The sequence below is a fragment of the Marinobacter sp. genome (assembly GCF_041686475.1).
Taxonomy (GTDB): Bacteria; Pseudomonadota; Gammaproteobacteria; order Pseudomonadales; family Oleiphilaceae; genus Marinobacter.
Genome location: NZ_JAWLDU010000059.1, coordinates 1 through 17,077 on the forward strand (window position 1 = coordinate 1; position 17,077 = coordinate 17,077).

At 57.0% G+C, this 17,077-nt stretch carries 18 protein-coding genes; 10 read left to right on the plus strand and 8 right to left on the minus strand.

The window, feature by feature from the left end; all coding sequences use genetic code 11:
• The 5 genes from ACESMB_RS12400 to ACESMB_RS12420 all read left to right on the plus strand — a co-directional run.
• Positions 1 to 410, plus strand: a 410-nt coding sequence (locus ACESMB_RS12400; protein WP_372971682.1) for an ATP-binding protein, incomplete at its 5' end; no start/stop codon positions are given.
• 138 nt (positions 411 to 548) lie between these two features.
• Positions 549 to 944: an HIT family protein gene (locus tag ACESMB_RS12405; RefSeq protein ID WP_372971683.1), complete on the plus strand. Its 396-nt coding sequence runs from the start codon at positions 549 to 551 to the stop codon at positions 942 to 944.
• Entirely contained in the window at positions 941 to 2,248 is a 1,308-nt protein-coding gene (locus tag ACESMB_RS12410; protein ID WP_372971684.1) for a DUF3883 domain-containing protein, read from the plus strand. Before ACESMB_RS12405 ends, ACESMB_RS12410 begins: the two co-directional genes overlap by 4 nt.
• Before the next feature lie 92 nt (positions 2,249 to 2,340).
• A complete protein-coding gene (gene rhuM / locus ACESMB_RS12415; protein WP_372971685.1) occupies positions 2,341 to 3,345 on the plus strand; it encodes a RhuM family protein in 1,005 nt (334 codons plus the stop codon).
• A complete protein-coding gene (locus ACESMB_RS12420; RefSeq protein ID WP_372971686.1) occupies positions 3,342 to 3,728 on the plus strand; it encodes a gamma-glutamylcyclotransferase in 387 nt (128 codons plus the stop codon). Before rhuM ends, ACESMB_RS12420 begins: the two co-directional genes overlap by 4 nt.
• Here the strand turns inward: ACESMB_RS12420 and ACESMB_RS12425 are convergent.
• Positions 3,702 to 4,247: a TerB family tellurite resistance protein gene (locus tag ACESMB_RS12425; RefSeq protein WP_372971687.1), complete on the minus strand. Its 546-nt coding sequence runs from the start codon at positions 4,245 to 4,247 to the stop codon at positions 3,702 to 3,704. The two genes, ACESMB_RS12420 and ACESMB_RS12425, sit on opposite strands and share 27 nt — an antisense overlap.
• A gap of 197 nt (positions 4,248 to 4,444) precedes the next feature.
• Positions 4,445 to 4,633, minus strand: coding sequence for a DUF2892 domain-containing protein (locus ACESMB_RS12430; RefSeq protein ID WP_372971688.1), 189 nt, complete (start codon positions 4,631 to 4,633; stop codon positions 4,445 to 4,447).
• Positions 4,634 to 4,750: 117 nt separating this feature from the next.
• Here ACESMB_RS12430 and ACESMB_RS12435 point away from each other — a divergent pair, with 117 nt between their 5' ends.
• Positions 4,751 to 5,386, plus strand: a complete 636-nt coding sequence (locus ACESMB_RS12435; protein ID WP_372971689.1) for a Crp/Fnr family transcriptional regulator — start codon at positions 4,751 to 4,753, stop codon at positions 5,384 to 5,386.
• Positions 5,387 to 5,861: 475 nt separating this feature from the next.
• Entirely contained in the window at positions 5,862 to 6,062 is a 201-nt protein-coding gene (locus ACESMB_RS12440; protein WP_372927342.1) for a fibronectin type III domain-containing protein, read from the plus strand.
• 26 nt (positions 6,063 to 6,088) lie between these two features.
• Here ACESMB_RS12440 and ACESMB_RS12445 read toward each other — a convergent pair whose 3' ends face one another.
• From ACESMB_RS12445 to ACESMB_RS12460, 4 genes are all read right to left on the minus strand, one after another.
• Positions 6,089 to 8,659, minus strand: coding sequence for a CHASE2 domain-containing protein (locus ACESMB_RS12445; protein WP_372971690.1), 2,571 nt, complete (start codon positions 8,657 to 8,659; stop codon positions 6,089 to 6,091).
• 55 nt (positions 8,660 to 8,714) lie between these two features.
• A complete protein-coding gene (locus ACESMB_RS12450) occupies positions 8,715 to 10,352 on the minus strand; it encodes a FecR domain-containing protein (protein ID WP_372971691.1) in 1,638 nt (545 codons plus the stop codon).
• A 1-nt stretch (position 10,353) separates the two neighbouring features.
• Positions 10,354 to 11,079: a response regulator transcription factor gene (locus ACESMB_RS12455; RefSeq protein WP_372927339.1), complete on the minus strand. Its 726-nt coding sequence runs from the start codon at positions 11,077 to 11,079 to the stop codon at positions 10,354 to 10,356.
• A gap of 116 nt (positions 11,080 to 11,195) precedes the next feature.
• On the minus strand, positions 11,196 to 13,361 hold the full coding sequence (locus ACESMB_RS12460) for a DNA topoisomerase 3 (RefSeq protein WP_372927338.1): 2,166 nt from the start codon (positions 13,359 to 13,361) through the stop codon (positions 11,196 to 11,198).
• 123 nt (positions 13,362 to 13,484) lie between these two features.
• Between ACESMB_RS12460 and ACESMB_RS12465 the strand changes: the two genes are divergently transcribed.
• Both ACESMB_RS12465 and ACESMB_RS12470 read left to right on the plus strand, forming a co-directional pair.
• Complete coding sequence (locus ACESMB_RS12465) at positions 13,485 to 13,829, plus strand: BolA family protein (RefSeq protein ID WP_372971692.1); 345 nt, start codon at positions 13,485 to 13,487, stop codon at positions 13,827 to 13,829.
• The gene (locus tag ACESMB_RS12470; RefSeq protein WP_372927336.1) at positions 13,826 to 14,449 is read left to right on the plus strand and encodes an L-threonylcarbamoyladenylate synthase; all 624 of its coding nucleotides are present in this window, start codon (positions 13,826 to 13,828) and stop codon (positions 14,447 to 14,449) included. Before ACESMB_RS12465 ends, ACESMB_RS12470 begins: the two co-directional genes overlap by 4 nt.
• Before the next feature lie 5 nt (positions 14,450 to 14,454).
• Here the strand turns inward: ACESMB_RS12470 and ACESMB_RS12475 are convergent, their stop codons facing one another.
• Entirely contained in the window at positions 14,455 to 15,108 is a 654-nt protein-coding gene (locus tag ACESMB_RS12475) for a hypothetical protein (RefSeq protein WP_372971693.1), read from the minus strand.
• Positions 15,109 to 15,313: 205 nt separating this feature from the next.
• Here ACESMB_RS12475 and ACESMB_RS12480 point away from each other — a divergent pair, with 205 nt between their 5' ends.
• Positions 15,314 to 16,930, plus strand: a complete 1,617-nt coding sequence (locus ACESMB_RS12480) for a methyl-accepting chemotaxis protein (RefSeq protein ID WP_372971694.1) — start codon at positions 15,314 to 15,316, stop codon at positions 16,928 to 16,930.
• A 5-nt stretch (positions 16,931 to 16,935) separates the two neighbouring features.
• Here ACESMB_RS12480 and ACESMB_RS12485 read toward each other — a convergent pair.
• Positions 16,936 to 17,077 (minus strand): DUF3365 domain-containing protein (locus ACESMB_RS12485; RefSeq protein WP_372971695.1); only part of this gene is annotated, 142 nt, incomplete at its 5' end.

The following is a 17,077-nucleotide window of genomic DNA, read 5'->3' on the forward strand; positions in this document are numbered from 1 at the left end:
TGCAGGCCCCGCTGCAAAAGCACCTGGACCACTACCTCTCCCTGCTGTTCCCGCAAGCCACCCTGGAAGTGGATGAACACCTCAGGCCTGGCACGTTCACACGGGGAACCGAACTGGGACAGATCAACGAATTAAGCTTCGGCGCCCGCGAACAGATGGGCCTGATCAGCCGCCTGGCCTATGCAGATCTGCTACGAGAAGCCGGCAGGCCCACCCTGGTAATACTGGACGACACGCTGGTGCACAGTGACACGGACCGCCTGGAAGACATGAAGCGCATCCTGTTCGACGCGGCCAACCGCCACCAGATACTGCTGTTTACCTGCCATCCGGAAAAGTGGAGTGATCTGGGTGTGGCGCCTAGGGATATTCTGGCGATGAAAGAGCAGGGTTCTGCTAACCTGGTGTAGAAACTTATAGATGGTAGTCACAATTAGCTGCGATCCTGGCAGTAATGATTGGCAGAATCGTAGCTGCAAGTCGATGGGGCTTTGATTAAGAAATCAACGGAGATTGAACCCCTCGGAATCTATAAATGGAAAGTTGTAATGAAACAGTGCTGCCCATTTTGCGCCGTCAATGAAGCATCAGACCAGGGTTCAATGCCGTCAAATGCATTGGCTCATATCCGCCTGGATGGCTTTCCGGTTTCTCAAGGCCATTTATTGATCGTCCCCAATAGGCACGCTGCCGACTGGTTTGACCTTACTGCTGCTGAACAAAAAGCCATCATGGAGCTGGTCGAGGAAGGTAAGCATTGGCTTGAGAATCGTTACCAGCCGGATGGCTACAATATCGGTATGAATTGTGGAACGGCGGCAGGGCAGACGGTTTTGCACATGCATTGTCACTTGATTCCTAGGTACACAGGTGATCAGCAAGATCCTCGTGGTGGCGTGCGATGGGTTATCCCGGAGAAAGCAGATTACTGGAGTGGCCGGTGAGTTTGCTTGATTACGAAAAGCGCTTCGCAACGCTTCGAATGAACAGGGGTGGTTCTAATAAGAGCCCTCACAAAGTGGCCATGTTGCAGGCGGTCATGGATCTCGTAGAGTCGGGCGAAGTTACGAATAATCGGTTCTATTTTGACGATGATCTTAAACGTCATTTTACCGAGCGTTTTCAGGCATTGGCGTCTCCTTCGGATCGAAACAATCCGCATCTACCGTTTTTTCACCTCCGGAGTGAGGGGTTTTGGCACCACAAAGTCAGACCCGGCCAGCAAGAGCCATATGAACAATTGACGACTTCTACATCGCAGGGCGTCATTGATGCTCACATTGATCATGCTTTTCTGGACGATGAGCTGTTCGAACTGTTGGATAACCAGTTTGCACGAGAGCTTCTGAGATCCGCACTGATAACCAGCCTTGATGAAAAGTCGATTCGTGACCTTCTTCAACCTGAGCGTGGTGGTTGGGACTGGTTGGAATGTGAGTTCCTGGTCAATGACTATGTGACGATGCTGGAGAAACATCTCGTCGGAGCGTCCTACAGTAAAGCAGCACACCGCAGGGCGCTGCAGCCCCGCCTGAATAATCGCTCAGAGGGATCGGTCGAGTATAAACACCAGAACGTCAGTGCTGTGTTATTGGAGTTGGGGCTTCCATATATTCCCGGCTACAAACCTGCTTTTAACTATCAGCAACAGCTCAAACAGGTGGTTCTGTCCTATCTTGCTGGCCATCAGAGGGTCGTTGAAGACGTCAATCTCGTTGCTGATAAGGTTGTCGATGAACCGGAACCTCAGGATTGGGCCTGGGACACTGTATTTGATCCGGAACCGCCAGAGCGCATTCCTCATGTCGCCGAGGGTAGGCCCAGTTATTTGGCAACGCGTATCGACTTCTCGGAACGTGAGCGGCGCAACCGCCAATTGGGGGAACGCGCTGAGAAATTTGTTCTCCGCATGGAACGGCAGAGGCTTACCGCGCAAGGTCGGCCTGACCTGGCGGCAGAGGTAGAGTGGTCCAGCAAAGAACGTGGCGATGGATTGGGGTTCGATATTCGGTCTTTTGATGCGATGGGGGATAAAGAGCGGTTTCTAGAGGTTAAGGCCACCCAGTCAGGTAAGTATCAGCCATTCTTCATTAGTGAAAATGAGCGATCATTTTCTAATGAATTCGCAGAAGCGTTTCGTCTCTACCGAGTGTACGAGTTTGGAGTGGCTTCGCGACTGTTCATCTTGCCGGGGGCGATTGAACAGCACGTGCAGCTGTCGCCTCAGAGCTACAAAGCTCGATTCTAGTATCAGTTAGTTGGGTATGTCTGGACGGTAGTTGGAGTCTTTAGCATGGAAATCGCGGTTCAATTCTATACCTTCAAGGATGGAGAAATAGCATGAGTGAAGAGAACAGCTCCCCAATTGTTATCTATAAAAACGCCGATCAGGCGGTCGAGGTTCGCCTGGATGCCAACAAGGAAACTGTCTGGCTAAGTCAGAGACAAATGGCGGAAGCATTTGACACATCCATAGATAACATCGGTCTGCATCTGAAGAATATCTATAAAGAGGGTGAGCTGGACGAGTCGGTAACTACCGAGGAATCCTCGGTAGTTCGTCAGGAAGGCCGGCGTCAGGTTACCCGCCGCATCAAACAGTATAATCTGGATGCCATTATTTCGGTAGGTTATCGCGTTAACTCCAGAAGAGCGACCAGCTTTCGACAGTGGGCTACCCGCATTCTGCGCGAACACCTCACCCAGGGCTGGACCATCAACCGCCAGCGCTTTGAAGAAAACGCCCAGGAACTAGAAGCGGCTTTGACACTGGTGCGTAAGGCCGCTCATAGCCCGGCACTGGATGCTGAAAGTGGTCGCGGCCTGGTGGATATCGTTAGCCGCTATGCCCAGACCTTTCTACTTCTGCAGCGCTACGATGAGGGCCTGCTCACCGATCCACAAGCGCAGTCAGGTGGTGCATTGCCGTCCCTGAAGGAGGCTCGCGCAGGTCTGGATGGTTTGAAGAAGGAGTTGATGGCCCGGGGAGAAGCCACCGAGCTTTTCGCTCGTGACCGGAGTGATGGCCTGGCTTCACTGCTGGGCAACCTGGACCAGTCCGTCTTCGGCGAACCGGCATACCCCAGTGTGGAGGCAAAGGCGGCGCATTTTTTGTACTTTGTGATCAAGAACCACCCGTTCTCCGATGGCAATAAGCGCAGCGCGGCCTTTCTGTTTGTGGACTTTCTTCACCGTAACAGTCGATTGTTTAATGCCAGCGGGGAGCCGGTGATTAATGATGTGGGTCTGGCGGCGCTGACGCTGTTGGTAGCTGAATCTGACCCTGCAAACAAAGACACCATGATCCGCCTGATCATGAATATGCTGGCCGAGGAGGGCGAGTGAGTCTCAACCGCGTAGGCGTCTATGGCACTCTCAAGAAAGGCCATTCAAACCACCATTTTCTGACCACAGCCCACTTCGTCGGACGCTGCAGGCTGAAGCAGATCACCCTCTACGACATCGGGCCTTTTCCCGGTGCCAAGCTGCGCCCCAGTCATGGAATTGATGTTGAAGTCTACGACGTCACCGACGAGCTGTTTGTACGGCTGGATGGGCTTGAAGGCCATAAACCGCGGGCGCCAAAGTCTGGCGAGTATGACCGTCGGCAGCTTGAGACGCCGTTCGGGCCAGTGTGGATCTATTTATACAATCCGGATGTTTCCGGTCTGCCGGAGATCCGAAGCGGTAGCTGGCCTGATTCATTCACTCCGCCGCCGTCGCGATAGCTTCTCACGGGATTTGGTCTTTAATCGCTGCAACCCTTTCTTTGTACTATCAAGCCCTGAACCAAGTCCGTTGAGGGTGGATTTACCGAAGCGGGAAACCTGCTTGACGCCGGCCCTGGCTGACTCCGAAAGGTTTGTGGTGATCGAATTGATCTCTTCAAATATGGCTTCCGCCCGCTCAATGGCCACTTCTTCACGCTCATCCAGGCTGCCGTCTGCTTCTGCAATGTCATGCAGGAAAGTGATTATCTCTCTCGACATAGAACGATAGTTGCAGTCCGGGTTGGCTTTTTTAAAGCGGGCCAGTTGTTCGGTGACTTCTTCTACCGAGTACTGGTCTGAATGTTCTTCTATCAGCCTCAGGCCCTGTTGAACGAAGAGCGGGTCGTATGCCCACTCGTCGACAAAATAGTTTGTGATGAAGTCACGCTCTTGCCGGACAAGCTCGCCATCAATCTTCGCGAGCTTTATTCCGAGAGTCGCAATCATGTCGAAGAGGCCGGTAGCCAGGACGTCCATCGGTGTATTGATGAAGTCGGGAATCTGTTTGACCCGGTCAGAGGAGCCTCTTACAAATCGCTTGCCGATGATCAGGCTCAGGCCCGCGCCGGCTATCCCTGCGCCTATCGCCGGATTCGAATTGAGCCATGCTCCTTGTTCCTTAACGCAAAAAGGCAGATCCGGGGATTATGATCTGCCTTTTTGCGTTCGGATGTCTACTGCTTCTTGCAGGTCTTGATGCCGATCAGCGAGTAAGCCGGGCAGTTGCCCATCAGCGCTGTTGCCAGCGGGATGATGCCAATCCAGCCCCAGGCTGTTTGTGGCCCCACGAATACCAGTGCCAGTAATACAATACCAACAATGGCTCGTATAGTGCGGTCTGCTGTTCCCATGTTTCTGGTCATTTCTCTTTCTCCCTTGGTGGTATCAGGTAATGACTTGATCTTAGAGCAGCGCCATGGGCTACTTCAGTGATAAAGTCACATTCAACTCACAAATGCCGACAGACAGGATCAGGTTTCATGGCACGCCACAGCATTCTCGATAGTCTGAGCGACACCCTCCGCAAGGAAACCCTTGAAAAAGCCCGTGCGATGACGTTTCCGGCAGGTCAGATTCTGTTCAGCGCAGGGCAGCATTGCCAGGGGCTTCCCCTGGTCGTGGGCGGGAGGGTCAAAGTGCAGATGACGGGTGCTTCCGGGCACAGCATTGTGCTGTATCGCATGGAGAACGATGACATCTGCACGCTTTCCATCGGCTGCCTGATGACGGGGCGGGCCTACCGTGCCGAGGCTGTAGTGGAAGATGGCGCCGAGGCGCTGATGATTCCCCGTGGAGCCTTTGACCGGCTGATGGATCAGTCTGCCGGATTCCGGCTGGGCATCATGGAGTCTTATGGTCGTCGCCTGGATGACCTGATGTTGCTGGTGGAGGAGGTTGCTTTCCGTCGCATGGACAAGCGTCTTGAGGAGTGGTTGTTGGCCCGTGGCGCACGTGGGCCGGTCATGATTACCCACCAGGAGCTTGCGGTGGAGTTGGGAACGGCCAGAGAGGTTGTCAGCCGCCTGCTGAAAGAGCTGGAAAGGCGCGACATGGTCAGATTATCCCGCGGCAAGATCGAGGTGACTGGCTTGCTTGAGTCGCCTCCCCCGGCCTAGATAGCCCCCTCTGTCCCGATAAACATACCCGCCCACGGGACGCAAGCCGCATCCTGCGAGTTGTTCCTGAAGATCTCCTACTTTCGTACCGTATTTTCCCTTCCTTTTCCCGGTTCTGGGCAAAAAATGTCCGCTCATCAGTAGCTTCCGTTAATTGGTTACCATTGCCTGTCGGAAAATTGACAAATTTTTAATTGGTACAACGACGTTATTCACATTGATACTCTCCGTCGTTTTATATAATTTCACAAACGCGACGATATATTGGTGTACAAAGCATATGAAAAGCGTCATTAAAATGTCAATGGCATGGACAGCCGTGTTTTTCATAGGAGTTGTGCTTACAGGGTGTGGAGGCGATTCATCCGGCAGTTCCGGTTCGGAGAGCACTGCACAAAGCCAGCAGGCTGGCGAGCGTTCCGCGTCGCTGAGTTGGAATGCGCCTGCAACCCGTGCGAATGGTGATGGAATCAGGATGGGTGAGCTGTCTGGTTACGTGATCAGTTACGGCCAGAACCCGGAAGAACTTTCCGAAGCTGTTCGCATCGATGATGCCAGCGTTATGGACTACACCATCAGTAATCTGGATAACGGCACCTGGTACTTCACCATTCAGGTCGAGGATGTCGACGGTCTGGTGAGCACGCCGTCGGAGCAAGTCAGTAAAACGATCTGATGAGCAGTAAAGCTTCGGCCTTGTGGTTACCCGATCTGATGGGTGACCGGCAGTTTAAGGGTAAAGGCCGAACCTTCTCCAAGGCGGGAGTTGACGTGGATTTCGCCACGGTGTTTTTCTACCACCACGTTGACGAATGAGAGCCCCAATCCGGTGCCATGGTTGCCGGAAAGCTCACTGCTTTTCTGGCGCCGGTAACGGTCGAACAGGTGGGGGACTTCCTCCGGTGCGATACCTTCGCCTTCATCACTGACCGTCAGGCAGGCCTGGTGCCCGGCCTGGAACACCTGAATAATGATGGTGGACTTCGGAGCGCTGTACTGCACGGCGTTGGTCAGCAGGTTAATGACTGCCCGCTCCAGCAATTCGGCATTGCCTTTCAACCACAGGTCTTCGGTGCCCTGGAGTGTCAGCTGGATGTCTTTCTCTGCGGCCTGTTCGCTGACACTGTCTCTGGCGTTTTCCACAATGGCCAGGAACTCGCATTCGTAAAAACGGGTCTCAGTCAGCTGTTCGGCACGGGCCAGTTGCACGAATTCTTCGGCCAGATGGTAGCTGCGCCTGGCCAGCCTGCCGAGTTGATCCAGCTGCTCCGGTTCCAACTGGCCCTGGTTTCTTTTCAGTTGTTCAATCAGCGCCAGTTGGGACACCAGCGGCGAACGCACGTCGTGGGAGATGAAGTCGATGGCCTCCCGGTGCTGGCGTTGTTGTTCCCGCAGTTCCGAGATGTCGGATATGTTGGCGATAATCCCGCTCTGGTCGCTGTCTGGCAGGGAGAATGGCGCAAAGTGGATCAGAAAGTCTTTGTTGTGAATGCGCAGGTCCACGGTGCGGCTCTGTCCCAGGGTCAGCGTTTCCGACACGGTTTCATGCCAGGGTGGCGTTTCTCTCGGGTCGTGGCCTTCCAGGAGCCGTGCCAGGGGCAGGCCATTGAGGCTCGGCATGGGTTCGCGGAACCATTCCTTAATATGACCGTTGGCGAAGCGGATCACCCCCAGTTCATCGGTCACAATGATGCCATCGGGCATACGCTCGAAGCTGCGGCGTATGAACTTCTGCATCTGGCTCATGCGCTCTGTGGCAAGTCTTACACGTTCAATGCGTGCAGATATGTTTTCCCTTGGCCCGGGCCGGTTCGATGATCGCGTGTTGTTGGCTGTCAGCGGCAGGCGGCGCAGGTATCGTTGGGTGGCCTCTCGGCTCAGATCATTGGAGAGTTTCAGGCCCAGTCTGTAGGTGAGGCCACCGCGGGTCAGACTTATCCAGCTCTGGCCGCCGATGTGGACCCATTCGCCGGGATTTTCCATGGGCGGAATGTCGGATTCGGTAAGCCCGGAGGCGGTAATAACCTCATCGCCCTCGGCCAGCAGCCAGCCCTCAGGCTGGAACAGTGCCTGGAACTGGCTGAGCAGCTGCGGCGGATGCCGCCGTGAGGTCTCCTGCAGGGTCATAGTGGGCCCTCTTGCCAGTTCGTCCAACTGCTTGTTAAGGAAGCGGTTGGTCATGGCCAGCCGGAGAGCACTGGATACCGGCAGTGCCAGCAACGGGATGATCGCCGCATGGGACACCGGTAACCACAGCCGCGCGTATTTCAGCAGTAATGCATGCGCCAGAGCCAGTGCCGCCATCGTCGCGAGGCACAGGAGAATGGTTCGTGTCGGTCTCATCCGGGGCAGGGCGCTGGCCAGAAAAATAATCACGAGAACGGCCAGGCCAATGGCAGCAGCGGTTGAAACCCTGGAAATCAGCTTATTCTGAATCAGTGCCGAATAGTTGTTGGCATGGAACTCCACGCCCGACATGGGTTGATGAAGCCCGGAGAACGGGGTGGGCAGGATGTCACCAAAGCCGGGCGCAGTGGCACCGATAAAGACGGTTTTGCCACGAAACACTTCCGCAGAGGGTGGGCGTTCCAGTATTTCGGTGTAGGAGTAGGATGGCAGCGTACCTGCTCCGCCGGCCAGTGGAATGGCCCGGTAATGCTGCCTTACATTGGTGTAGTGAGGTACGTCGCCGGGTTCGTTCATTTGCGACGTTGTGCCTGAGGCAGCCAGTGCCAGGGTGGGCCAAAGGTGGTCGCCAAGGCCGTTCATCAGGTATACGCCCCGTGCCAGTCCGTCCTCATCCAGCTCCACGTGTGCATGCCCCAGCGCGGATGCGGCAGTTGCCAGTTCTGCCACGGGCAGCTGTTCGCTGATCAGGTAGTTGCGGGAAGGGGGTGACAGGTGCAGCGGCAGTATGACGTTGCCGTGTTCGCGCATGGCCCGGGCCAGCTCCGGGTCATCTGATGACGGCTCGGGGAACAGGACGTCAAAAACGATGGTTCTCGCGCCGGCCTGGTAGAGTTTTTCAATCAGCCGGGCGTGGGTAGCGCGCGGCCAGGGCCAGCGGCCAAGCCGGTCCAGGCTGAGTTCGTCGATGGCAATGATGACCACGTCATCCGAGACTTCCGCCGGGCTGTTGGTAATCAGGGTGTCGTAGAGCCAGAAATCCAGCCGTTCGGGTACAGTTGTCGCCTGCAACAGCAGCAGTATGGCAAGAAGTGGCAGGCCCAGTGTCCACGGGTTTGTTTTTATTGGAAGCCAGTTCCGGGTCATGGGGCCTGCTGTCGGGTATCAGGGTGCAATGGAGAGTTCACTGGAGATATGTGAATCACTCCAGGAACAGTTCCCTCCCTGGCCCCCAACGACTTTCAAGAGGGCCATCAGAAAGGGCTTTCAGCCGCACAAAATACCGCCTTCCGGGAATCAGGCGCAAGGCCGCCGTGGTATCAGACAGGGTAGCCTCTTTAATAATGTTGTTGAAACTGGGCTCTTCAGACAGTTGCAGGCGGTACTCCGTGGCTGTATCCACGTTCTGCCAGAACACCCGTACCTGGCTGTCCACGTAGTTCACGCTGATGATGCGAACCGGCGGCAGGGTACCATTGACAACCAGTGAGCGGGTTTCGCTGGTGGCAACGGAATTGCCGCCGGCTTCGGTAACCACACGCCAGTAATACTGCCCCGGCGACAGCGGACGTGATGGCAGGGCACTCTGATCCGGTGCCCATTCGCTGGTGGCGACCAGGTTGCCAAAGTCTCTGTCCTCGGCAATCTCGACCCTGGCCACTTCGTTCTCGCCCTGGAACTGCCAGCGGAACTCCGGCATGTCATCGTTGACGGATTCACCGGCTTCCGGTTGTTCGAGGGTGGCGGTACGGGCCTGAAGATCGACCTCTACATTCAGGATGCCGGGCATTCCCGCAATGCCATTGCTGTCCAGCGCGGCCAGGTGAATGTCGTAGCGGCCATTGTCCAGCAGGTCAATATTGAAGCTGTCGCCGCTTACGCGGCTGCTGTCCATCCAGCGGCCGGTTTCCGCATCGAAGATGTCTACCCGGTGTGCGCTGGCGCCATTGGGCTGCCAGCTCAGTTTAACCGGCAGCTGCTTCAACTGGGGCGGCAGGGGATTGATTGCAGGTGCAGGCGGCAATTGGCGGATGCTCATGTTGCCAACGCCAACGGCAGACACGCTGGCACTGTAGCCGGCAGGAATGCGGCGGGTTTTGCCGGGAGGACCGAAAGACACTTCCCCTTCGGTAACTCTGAGATCGGTTTTGCCGGGTGCCGTCTTCAGAGTGAACATGGTGCCCCGGACGGCGGCCACCGCAGAGGGTGTCTCAATCTCGAAGCGGGATCCGCCCTCAATGACCGGCTTCACCTGGGTTTCGATTTCGCCACGATCCAGGCGCAGACGGGTGTCTACCATGCCGGACTTGCCGTACTGGGTCAGGCGGTTGAACGCCAGCCGTGAATCAGGAGAGATTCTCACCACCGAACCGTCGGCCAGTTCGACCGTTGCGGTACCATTGTGGGACAGGATCTCGTCGCCAACCCTTACCAGCATATCGTCGGTGAGGGGGCGCTTGTTGCCGGTGTTCCCGGAAATGAGCTGTACCTGGCCGACAACGGAACGAACCCGCGCCGGATCTGGCTGGCGCTGGAGCCAGGACAGCGGGATGCGAAGGCTGTCTCCGCTGCTTACCGTGGCCGGGTTATCAATGCCGTTATGCTGAAGCAGCCGGCTGGCGGATACGTTGCTGGCGAGCAGAGCGTCGGCGATTTCGTTGAAGCTTTCTCCCGGCCGAACGGTGTACGACCATTCGGGAACCGGGACTGACTCCGCCGCGCCAGAGCCAGCCTGGGAGCCATGGGTAATGGACAGCTCGGCCTGCGCGGGCAGCGCAAGCCAGAGGTTGCCCAGCAGTAGAATGATATGAGCCAGAATACGGGTGGAGCGTTGAATCATTTCAGGCCTGTTCCGCAGCGACTGCGTGTGCATCCGGGCCGGAGGCCTTCATGGCTTCGAGGCGATAGCCCCGCTGGTAAATGGTCTTGATTCGGAACCCGTTCTCAGGATTGAGGCCAAGCCTGCGCCGCAGGCGGCTCATGTGTGTGTCTACGGTGCGGGTGTTGATGTCCCGGGCCAGCCCCCAGACTCGTTCCAGAAGCATTTCCCGGGTCAGTAACCGGCCCTGGTTCTGGAACAGGAACAGGGTCAGGTCGAAGTCTTTGTCGGTCAGGGTCAGTACCTCGCCGTGGAGCGAAATGATCCGCAGTTGGGTATTGATTTCAAACGGACCGTAGACCAGCACCTCTTTCTCGTTGTCTGGGTTGGTGCGGCGGGCGAGGGCATTGATGCGTGCCACCAGTTCCGCTTCCCGGGCCGGTTTGGAGAGGTAGTCGTCAGCGCCGGCGTCCAGTGCCCGCACGATGTCGGTTTCACTGTCGCGCTGGGTCAGGAAAACAACCGGGATCTGCCAGTTGAGCTGCGCCCGCACATGTTCAAGCACGTCTATGCCAGTCATGTCCGGAATCTGCCAGTCCATCACCAGCAGGTCATAGCTGCGGTGAAGCACAGCGCTCAGAAACGACTGGCCGGAGGGGAAGCTGTCACAGTGATGCCCGCGTTCAGAAAGAATGGACTGGATGTGCTGTGCCTGTTCGTGTTCGTCCTCAAGCAAAGCGATACGCATTGAACGTCTCCCGACATTAAATTGGCACTGTGAATCTGAAACCCCGGGTGCGCGGGGATTAAATGATTGAATACCACTTCACATTATTACAAATTCGCAATTTCGCTTCAGTGTCGTTATGTAGTGTTGCGTAAACGGAGCGCAGGCTTGCCGTTATCGTCATCAACCGTTTGTCGGCAGCCAGGGAAATTACTGCAGCCCCAGAACCAGCCATTTTTGCCTTTTCTGCGCACCAAAGGTGAGAAGCAGTGGGGGCAGGGCACCGGTTTGTCGCTGGTGCCGTCTTGCGGGTTCTCGTCTTCAATCTGCCGCGTGCCCTTGCAGTCCGGAAAGCGGGTGCAGGCATGAAAGGCGCCAAACTTGCCCTCGCGACGGCGCATGGGGCTGCGGCATTTGGGGCAGTGGGGCTGGCCTTCGGATGGCGTGGCGCTGTCTGCCTCCGGGGCCGGGCTGTTGATAAAGCCCCGGATCTGCTCCTTGAGGTCTTCGATAAACTGTTTCGGGTTGCCCTCGCCCCGGCGGATGCTCTCCAGGGTGGCTTCCCAGATTGCCGTCATGTCCGGCCTGCTGATGGATTCTGGCAGGGATTGGATCAGCGCCTTGCCCTTGGGCGTGGAGCGGATATGGCGTTTGTCCCGGTACAGGTAGTCGCGCCGGAACAGGGTATCAATGATCGCCGCCCGGGTTGCCTCGGTGCCCAGGCCGTCGGTTTCCCGCAGGGTTTTGCGCAGCTCAGGGTCACTGACAAATCGGGCAATATTGGTCATCGCCGACAGCAGCGTGGCATCGGTGAAATACTGAGGTGGCTGTGTTTTACGCTCGGCGATCTCCACCGAGTCGCACAGTATCGGGTCGTCTTTTTCTAGCCGGGGCAGGGGTGGTTTGGCGGCTTCCTGCCGGGCTTCGCGCTGGCGTATTTCCAGATCTTTCCAGCCCGACTGCAGGATCGCGGTTTCAGTGGCCCTGAAGGTGTGGTCGCCAATTCTGATGGCTAGCTTGCCTTCCCGGTGGATGACATCAGCGCTGAACTGCATCAGATAGTAGCGGCTGATCAGCTCGTAGATGTTCTGTTCTGCTTCGCTCAATCGCCCGGAAGGGGCCTGCCTGGCCGTGGGAATGATGGCGTGGTGGGCATCCACCTTTTTGTCGTTCCAGGCTTCGGTGCGGCGGTTCAGATCTGCCGCATCGCAGGCCGGTGACAGTTTGTTTGCCACTTTGCCAATCGCTTGCAGAACTTTCTTGCGCTGGTCGAAATGCCCCTCTGGCAGATAGCGGCAATCTGAGCGGGGATAGGTGATCAGTTGATGGCGTTCGTACAGGTTCTGGGCGGTATCCAGTACGTCTTTGGCGCCCATGCGGAACAGCCGGCCCGCTTCAATCTGCAGGGCGGAGAGTGATAGCGGCAGCGGGGGTGTTTCGTTGCGGTCCCGGAAACGGGATTCGGTCACCTTCCCCGGCCGGCCCTCGACAGCAGTGGCAATCTGCCTGGCCACGTCGCCATCCAATAGCCGGTCGTCTTCGTCCAGATAGGCCTTGTGCTCCTCTGCAGGCTGCCATCGTGCGCTGAAACCCTGCTGGTCTGCCTCTTCATCCACGCCATGGCAGTGCGCCTGGATCCGGAAAAAAGGCCTGGGCTGGAAATTCTCGATGGTGTTGTCACGGGCCACAACCAGCCCAAGAACCGGTGTCTGTACCCGCCCCACCGAATAAACGCCCTTTTCACCCTGCTGTTGCCAGGAAAGCGTATAGAAGCGGGTGAGGTTTATGCCGTACAACCAATCCGCCCGCTGGCGGGCCAGGGCGGAGTGGGAAAGGCGACGGAATTCCCGGTTGTCTTTCGGTGCGTCGATGGCTTTTGCCACAGCGGTGGGGGTCAGGTCGTTGATCAGGATTCGTTGCACCGGGCAGGTGGCGCCCGCATAGCGGATAACTTCGTCCACCAGTAACTGGCCTTCCCGGTCCGGGTCGCCGGCGTGGATGATGGTGTCTGCCTTGCAGATCAGCGTTTGCAGGACCTTCAGCTGTTGGCGCACACTGTCTTTCGGGTGCACTTCCCAGCGCGCGGGGAACAGGGGCAGGTCCTCCTGGCGCCATTTCTTCCAGCGCGGATCGTACTGGGCAGGCTCCGCCGGTTCCAGCAGGTGGCCGATGCACCAGCTGACGGTGCAGGCACTGCTTCCTTCGCCACAGCGGATCCACCCGTTGCCCTTTTGATGGGGGGCGGGGAGAGCGGCGGCAATAGCACGGCCCAGGCTTGGTTTTTCAGCAATATAAAGGCGCATAAGTCGGAAGCAATTTTCAGTTGGGGACGGAAGATGGCGCTTTGCCCCGATCCTGTCAAGGTAACATGGCGCTACGTGTAGTAGACTGTTCCGTAACACATTCAATCAGGAGCAGGCCTGTTTATGTCTTTACAACAAGCCATTGAGCAAAAGCTCTCCAGCGCGTTCGACAGCCAGCATCTATTTGTTGAAAACGAGAGCCACAAACACAACGTGCCACCGAATTCGGAAACCCACTTCAAGGTGACCCTGGTAGCGCCGGAGTTTGAAGAGCAGGGCAAGGTAAAGCGGCACCAGTCCGTTTACCGTGTACTGTCAGAAGAACTGGCCGGTGGCGTGCACGCACTGGCACTTCATGTCTACTCTCCGCAGGAGTGGGAAGCGTCTGACCAGGCAGCGCCTGAGTCCCCCGATTGCATGGGCGGTTCGAAAAAGGATCCGGCTTTTGCTTCAGGAGGCAGCCAATGAGCCAGTTTTTCCAGATTCATCCGGTAACGCCGCAGAAGCGGCTGATCAACCAGGCGGTGGATATTCTGCGCCGTGGCGGGGTGATCGTGTACCCCACGGATTCCGCCTATGCCGTTGGCTGTCACCTGGGCGACAAGCAGGCGGCAGATCGCATCAAGCGTATCCGCAAGCTGGACGACAAGCACAACTTTACTCTGATGTGCCGGGATCTTTCGGATATTGGCGTGTTCGCTAAAGTCGACAACACCCACTTCCGTTTGCTGAAGACTTTTACCCCGGGGCCCTACACCTTCATTCTGGACGCTACCAGCGAGGTGCCGCGGCGCCTGCTTCACCCCAAGCGTAAAACCATCGGCATGCGGGTGCCAGACAACGCCATCGTGCAGGCGCTGCTGGAAGCACTGGGTGAGCCCATCATGAGCAGTACCCTGATACTACCGGGCGAAGAAGACCCGATGACCGATCCGGAGGAGATTCGGGATACCCTGGAGCACGAACTGGATCTGATCATCGACGGCGGTTTCTGTGGGCTTGAGGCGACCACCGTGGTTAACATGACAGGCCCGGCGCCGGAAGTTACCCGAGTTGGCAAGGGTGACCCGGAGCCCTTCCGGGTCTAACTGCTTCAGGCCCGCGTGTTCAGACTGAGGGCGAAATCCCTGCGGCCTGAATAGTCGGATGCCTGTTCCGTACTGATCGTGCGGCGCATGCTGTCATAGCGGTGCGCCAGGTCCTGCAGGCCATTAAACTGCTGGTTATCGCTGACCAGAGTGTCCAGCAGTGAGTTAGTCACCCCGTAAGCCTTGTTGAGCTTGAGGGCATTGTCCATAAAGTGCAGGGTCGGCTCACTGGCGCTCAGGCGGCTGAACGCTTCGCGGAAGGGTTTGCTGTTGTTGAGGTCCTTCTCGATCCGGCCGCGGGTCTGTTCCGGTATCCCGCCACCCAGGCTGATATTACCCCCTTCATCTTTCGATACTTCCACATTGGTTGCCGGGTTGAGCTTGTATTCGGCAAGTTTGTGCCGCAGCGTCTCCCGCATGTAGGCAAGGTCCTGCCCGACGGTTTGCTTGTATTCCGCCATCGAAAGCCTGGTGGATTTGGGCCGGGCTGTATCGACATCTGCCCGTTCCGACAGCGTGAACCGGTCATCAGTGGCAGACGCCGGTGCCTCAGGCGCCGCAGGCTTTGCGGCAGCACTGCCTGGTTGCGACGGCGGGCGCTTTTCCATTGCCTGCTGGAACTGGGTACTGGCTTTTATCAGCGAATTGAGCAGCGACATGGCACTTTGCCCTCCCATGGCCACTGAGGAAATTTTGACGATTGCTGTTGCTGAAGCACAAAACGGGCCATGGAAAAGCAGGATGCCAGATAAGGTTTATTGTCCGTCAGCTGATCTGGGTCATGAAAGATTTTTTGCGTAGCTCTATAGTCGTCTCCCATTACCCGTGGCCCCTGATCCAGACAATTTCCGTAGCCGAGCTGTTATGAGAAAAAACCAGTCCATCCGTTTCGTTCTGTTGTTTGCCCTTGCGGGCGCATTTTCCCTGATCCTTGTACTTACCCTGTTGTACGGCAATTACTCCCAGCGTCAACACCTTGAGGATTACACCGGGCGGTATGTTGAAGGGCTCTCCAAATCCTACTTTGACGCCCTCAATACCATGATGGTTACCGGCACCATCAATAATCGCCAGATGCTCAGGGAGAAAGCCACGGCACCGGAAGACGTACTGGATGTGCAGGTTATCCGCAGTGAGCGACTGAATGATATGTTCGGAGCCGGTGACGGCGATGAACAGGCCCGTGGTGAACTGGAATCCAGGGCCCTCCAGGGCGAGCGTATCGAGCAGGTATCTGACGGGGACCGCGGGCGAGTCTACACACTCATTGAACCGGTCCGTGCCATGGAGAATTACCAGGGAGTGAACTGCCTAGGCTGTCACCAGGCCAGTGAAGGCGACATCCTGGGCGCCATTCGGGTGGACTATTCACTTGCGGAAGGCGATGCCCGCCTGCAAGAGCAACTGCTGACCAGTGGCGGCATCCAGGTCATCATTTTTGTGCTGGCTTTTTTCATGACCGCAGCGGTACTGGGAAATCTGGTGATTGCACGCCTGCACAGGTTACACGACAGCATGGAAACCATTGCTGCCAATTCTGACCTGACCATCGAACTGGATGTGTCCCGCGACGATGAGATCGGATCCGTCGCTCGTGCCTTCAACCGCATGATGGCGAGAATCCGCGAGAGCATGAATACCGTGATGGACAACGCCGGGCAGGTTGAACAGGCCGCCCGCAGTATTTCAGGCAAAGCGGAAACCACAGAGCGCGAGGTGCTGGCTCAGCGAGATAATACCGATCAGGTGGCCAGTGCCACCACTGAAATGGCTGCCTCGGCGGTCCAGGTCCGGGAAAACGCCATCCACACCACCGGCAAGTCCGCCGACACAGCCGCATCTGCGAACAAAAGTGAAGCCCTTGCACGCAATGCGGTGGAAGGCATCGAAGCGCTCAACACCGAGGTGCAGAGCGGCGCACAGCGCATCGAGCAACTGGATGAACGCACCAGTCGGATGTCTGACATGCTCGAGGTGATCTCAAATATTGCTGACCAGACCAACCTGCTGGCGTTGAACGCCGCCATTGAAGCGGCAAGGGCCGGTGAACACGGCCGGGGCTTCTCGGTGGTGGCGGATGAAGTCAGGGCACTTGCATCACGCACCCAGGATTCCACCGAGGAAATACGCAACACCATCAACGGGCTCAAGGGCGAAGTGGTGGATTGCGTCGCTACCATGCGCCATGCGTCAGGGATGGCAGAGCAGCAGGTGTCGGCGATCCTTGGTGTAGAGTCGGAACTGCAGGCCATAGCCGCCGCAGTGCGGGAAATTACCGATCTCAATCAAGAAATGGAAAGCGCCGCAAACGAACAGAGCGACGTGTCCGAATCCATCAATCACAACGTGATCGAAATCAGCCGCTCGGCAGAGCAAACCTCAGAGGACGCCAGGGAGACGGCCCGGATAGCCGGTGACCTGCTGGCCATGGCGGAGACTCTGCGAAAAGCGATCGACCAGTTCCGGCTTGATCAGAAATGAGGCGGTTATTGCCCCGTCGTCTGCCTGGTCACCACGAATGCACCTCGCAGGTCACCTTCGGAAAAACCGGTGGCCTGGTCTTCGGGGTATAGCTCATCCAGCTTGGCTTTCACCTCCGGATCGATCGACTTACCGTGGCAGCCAAGG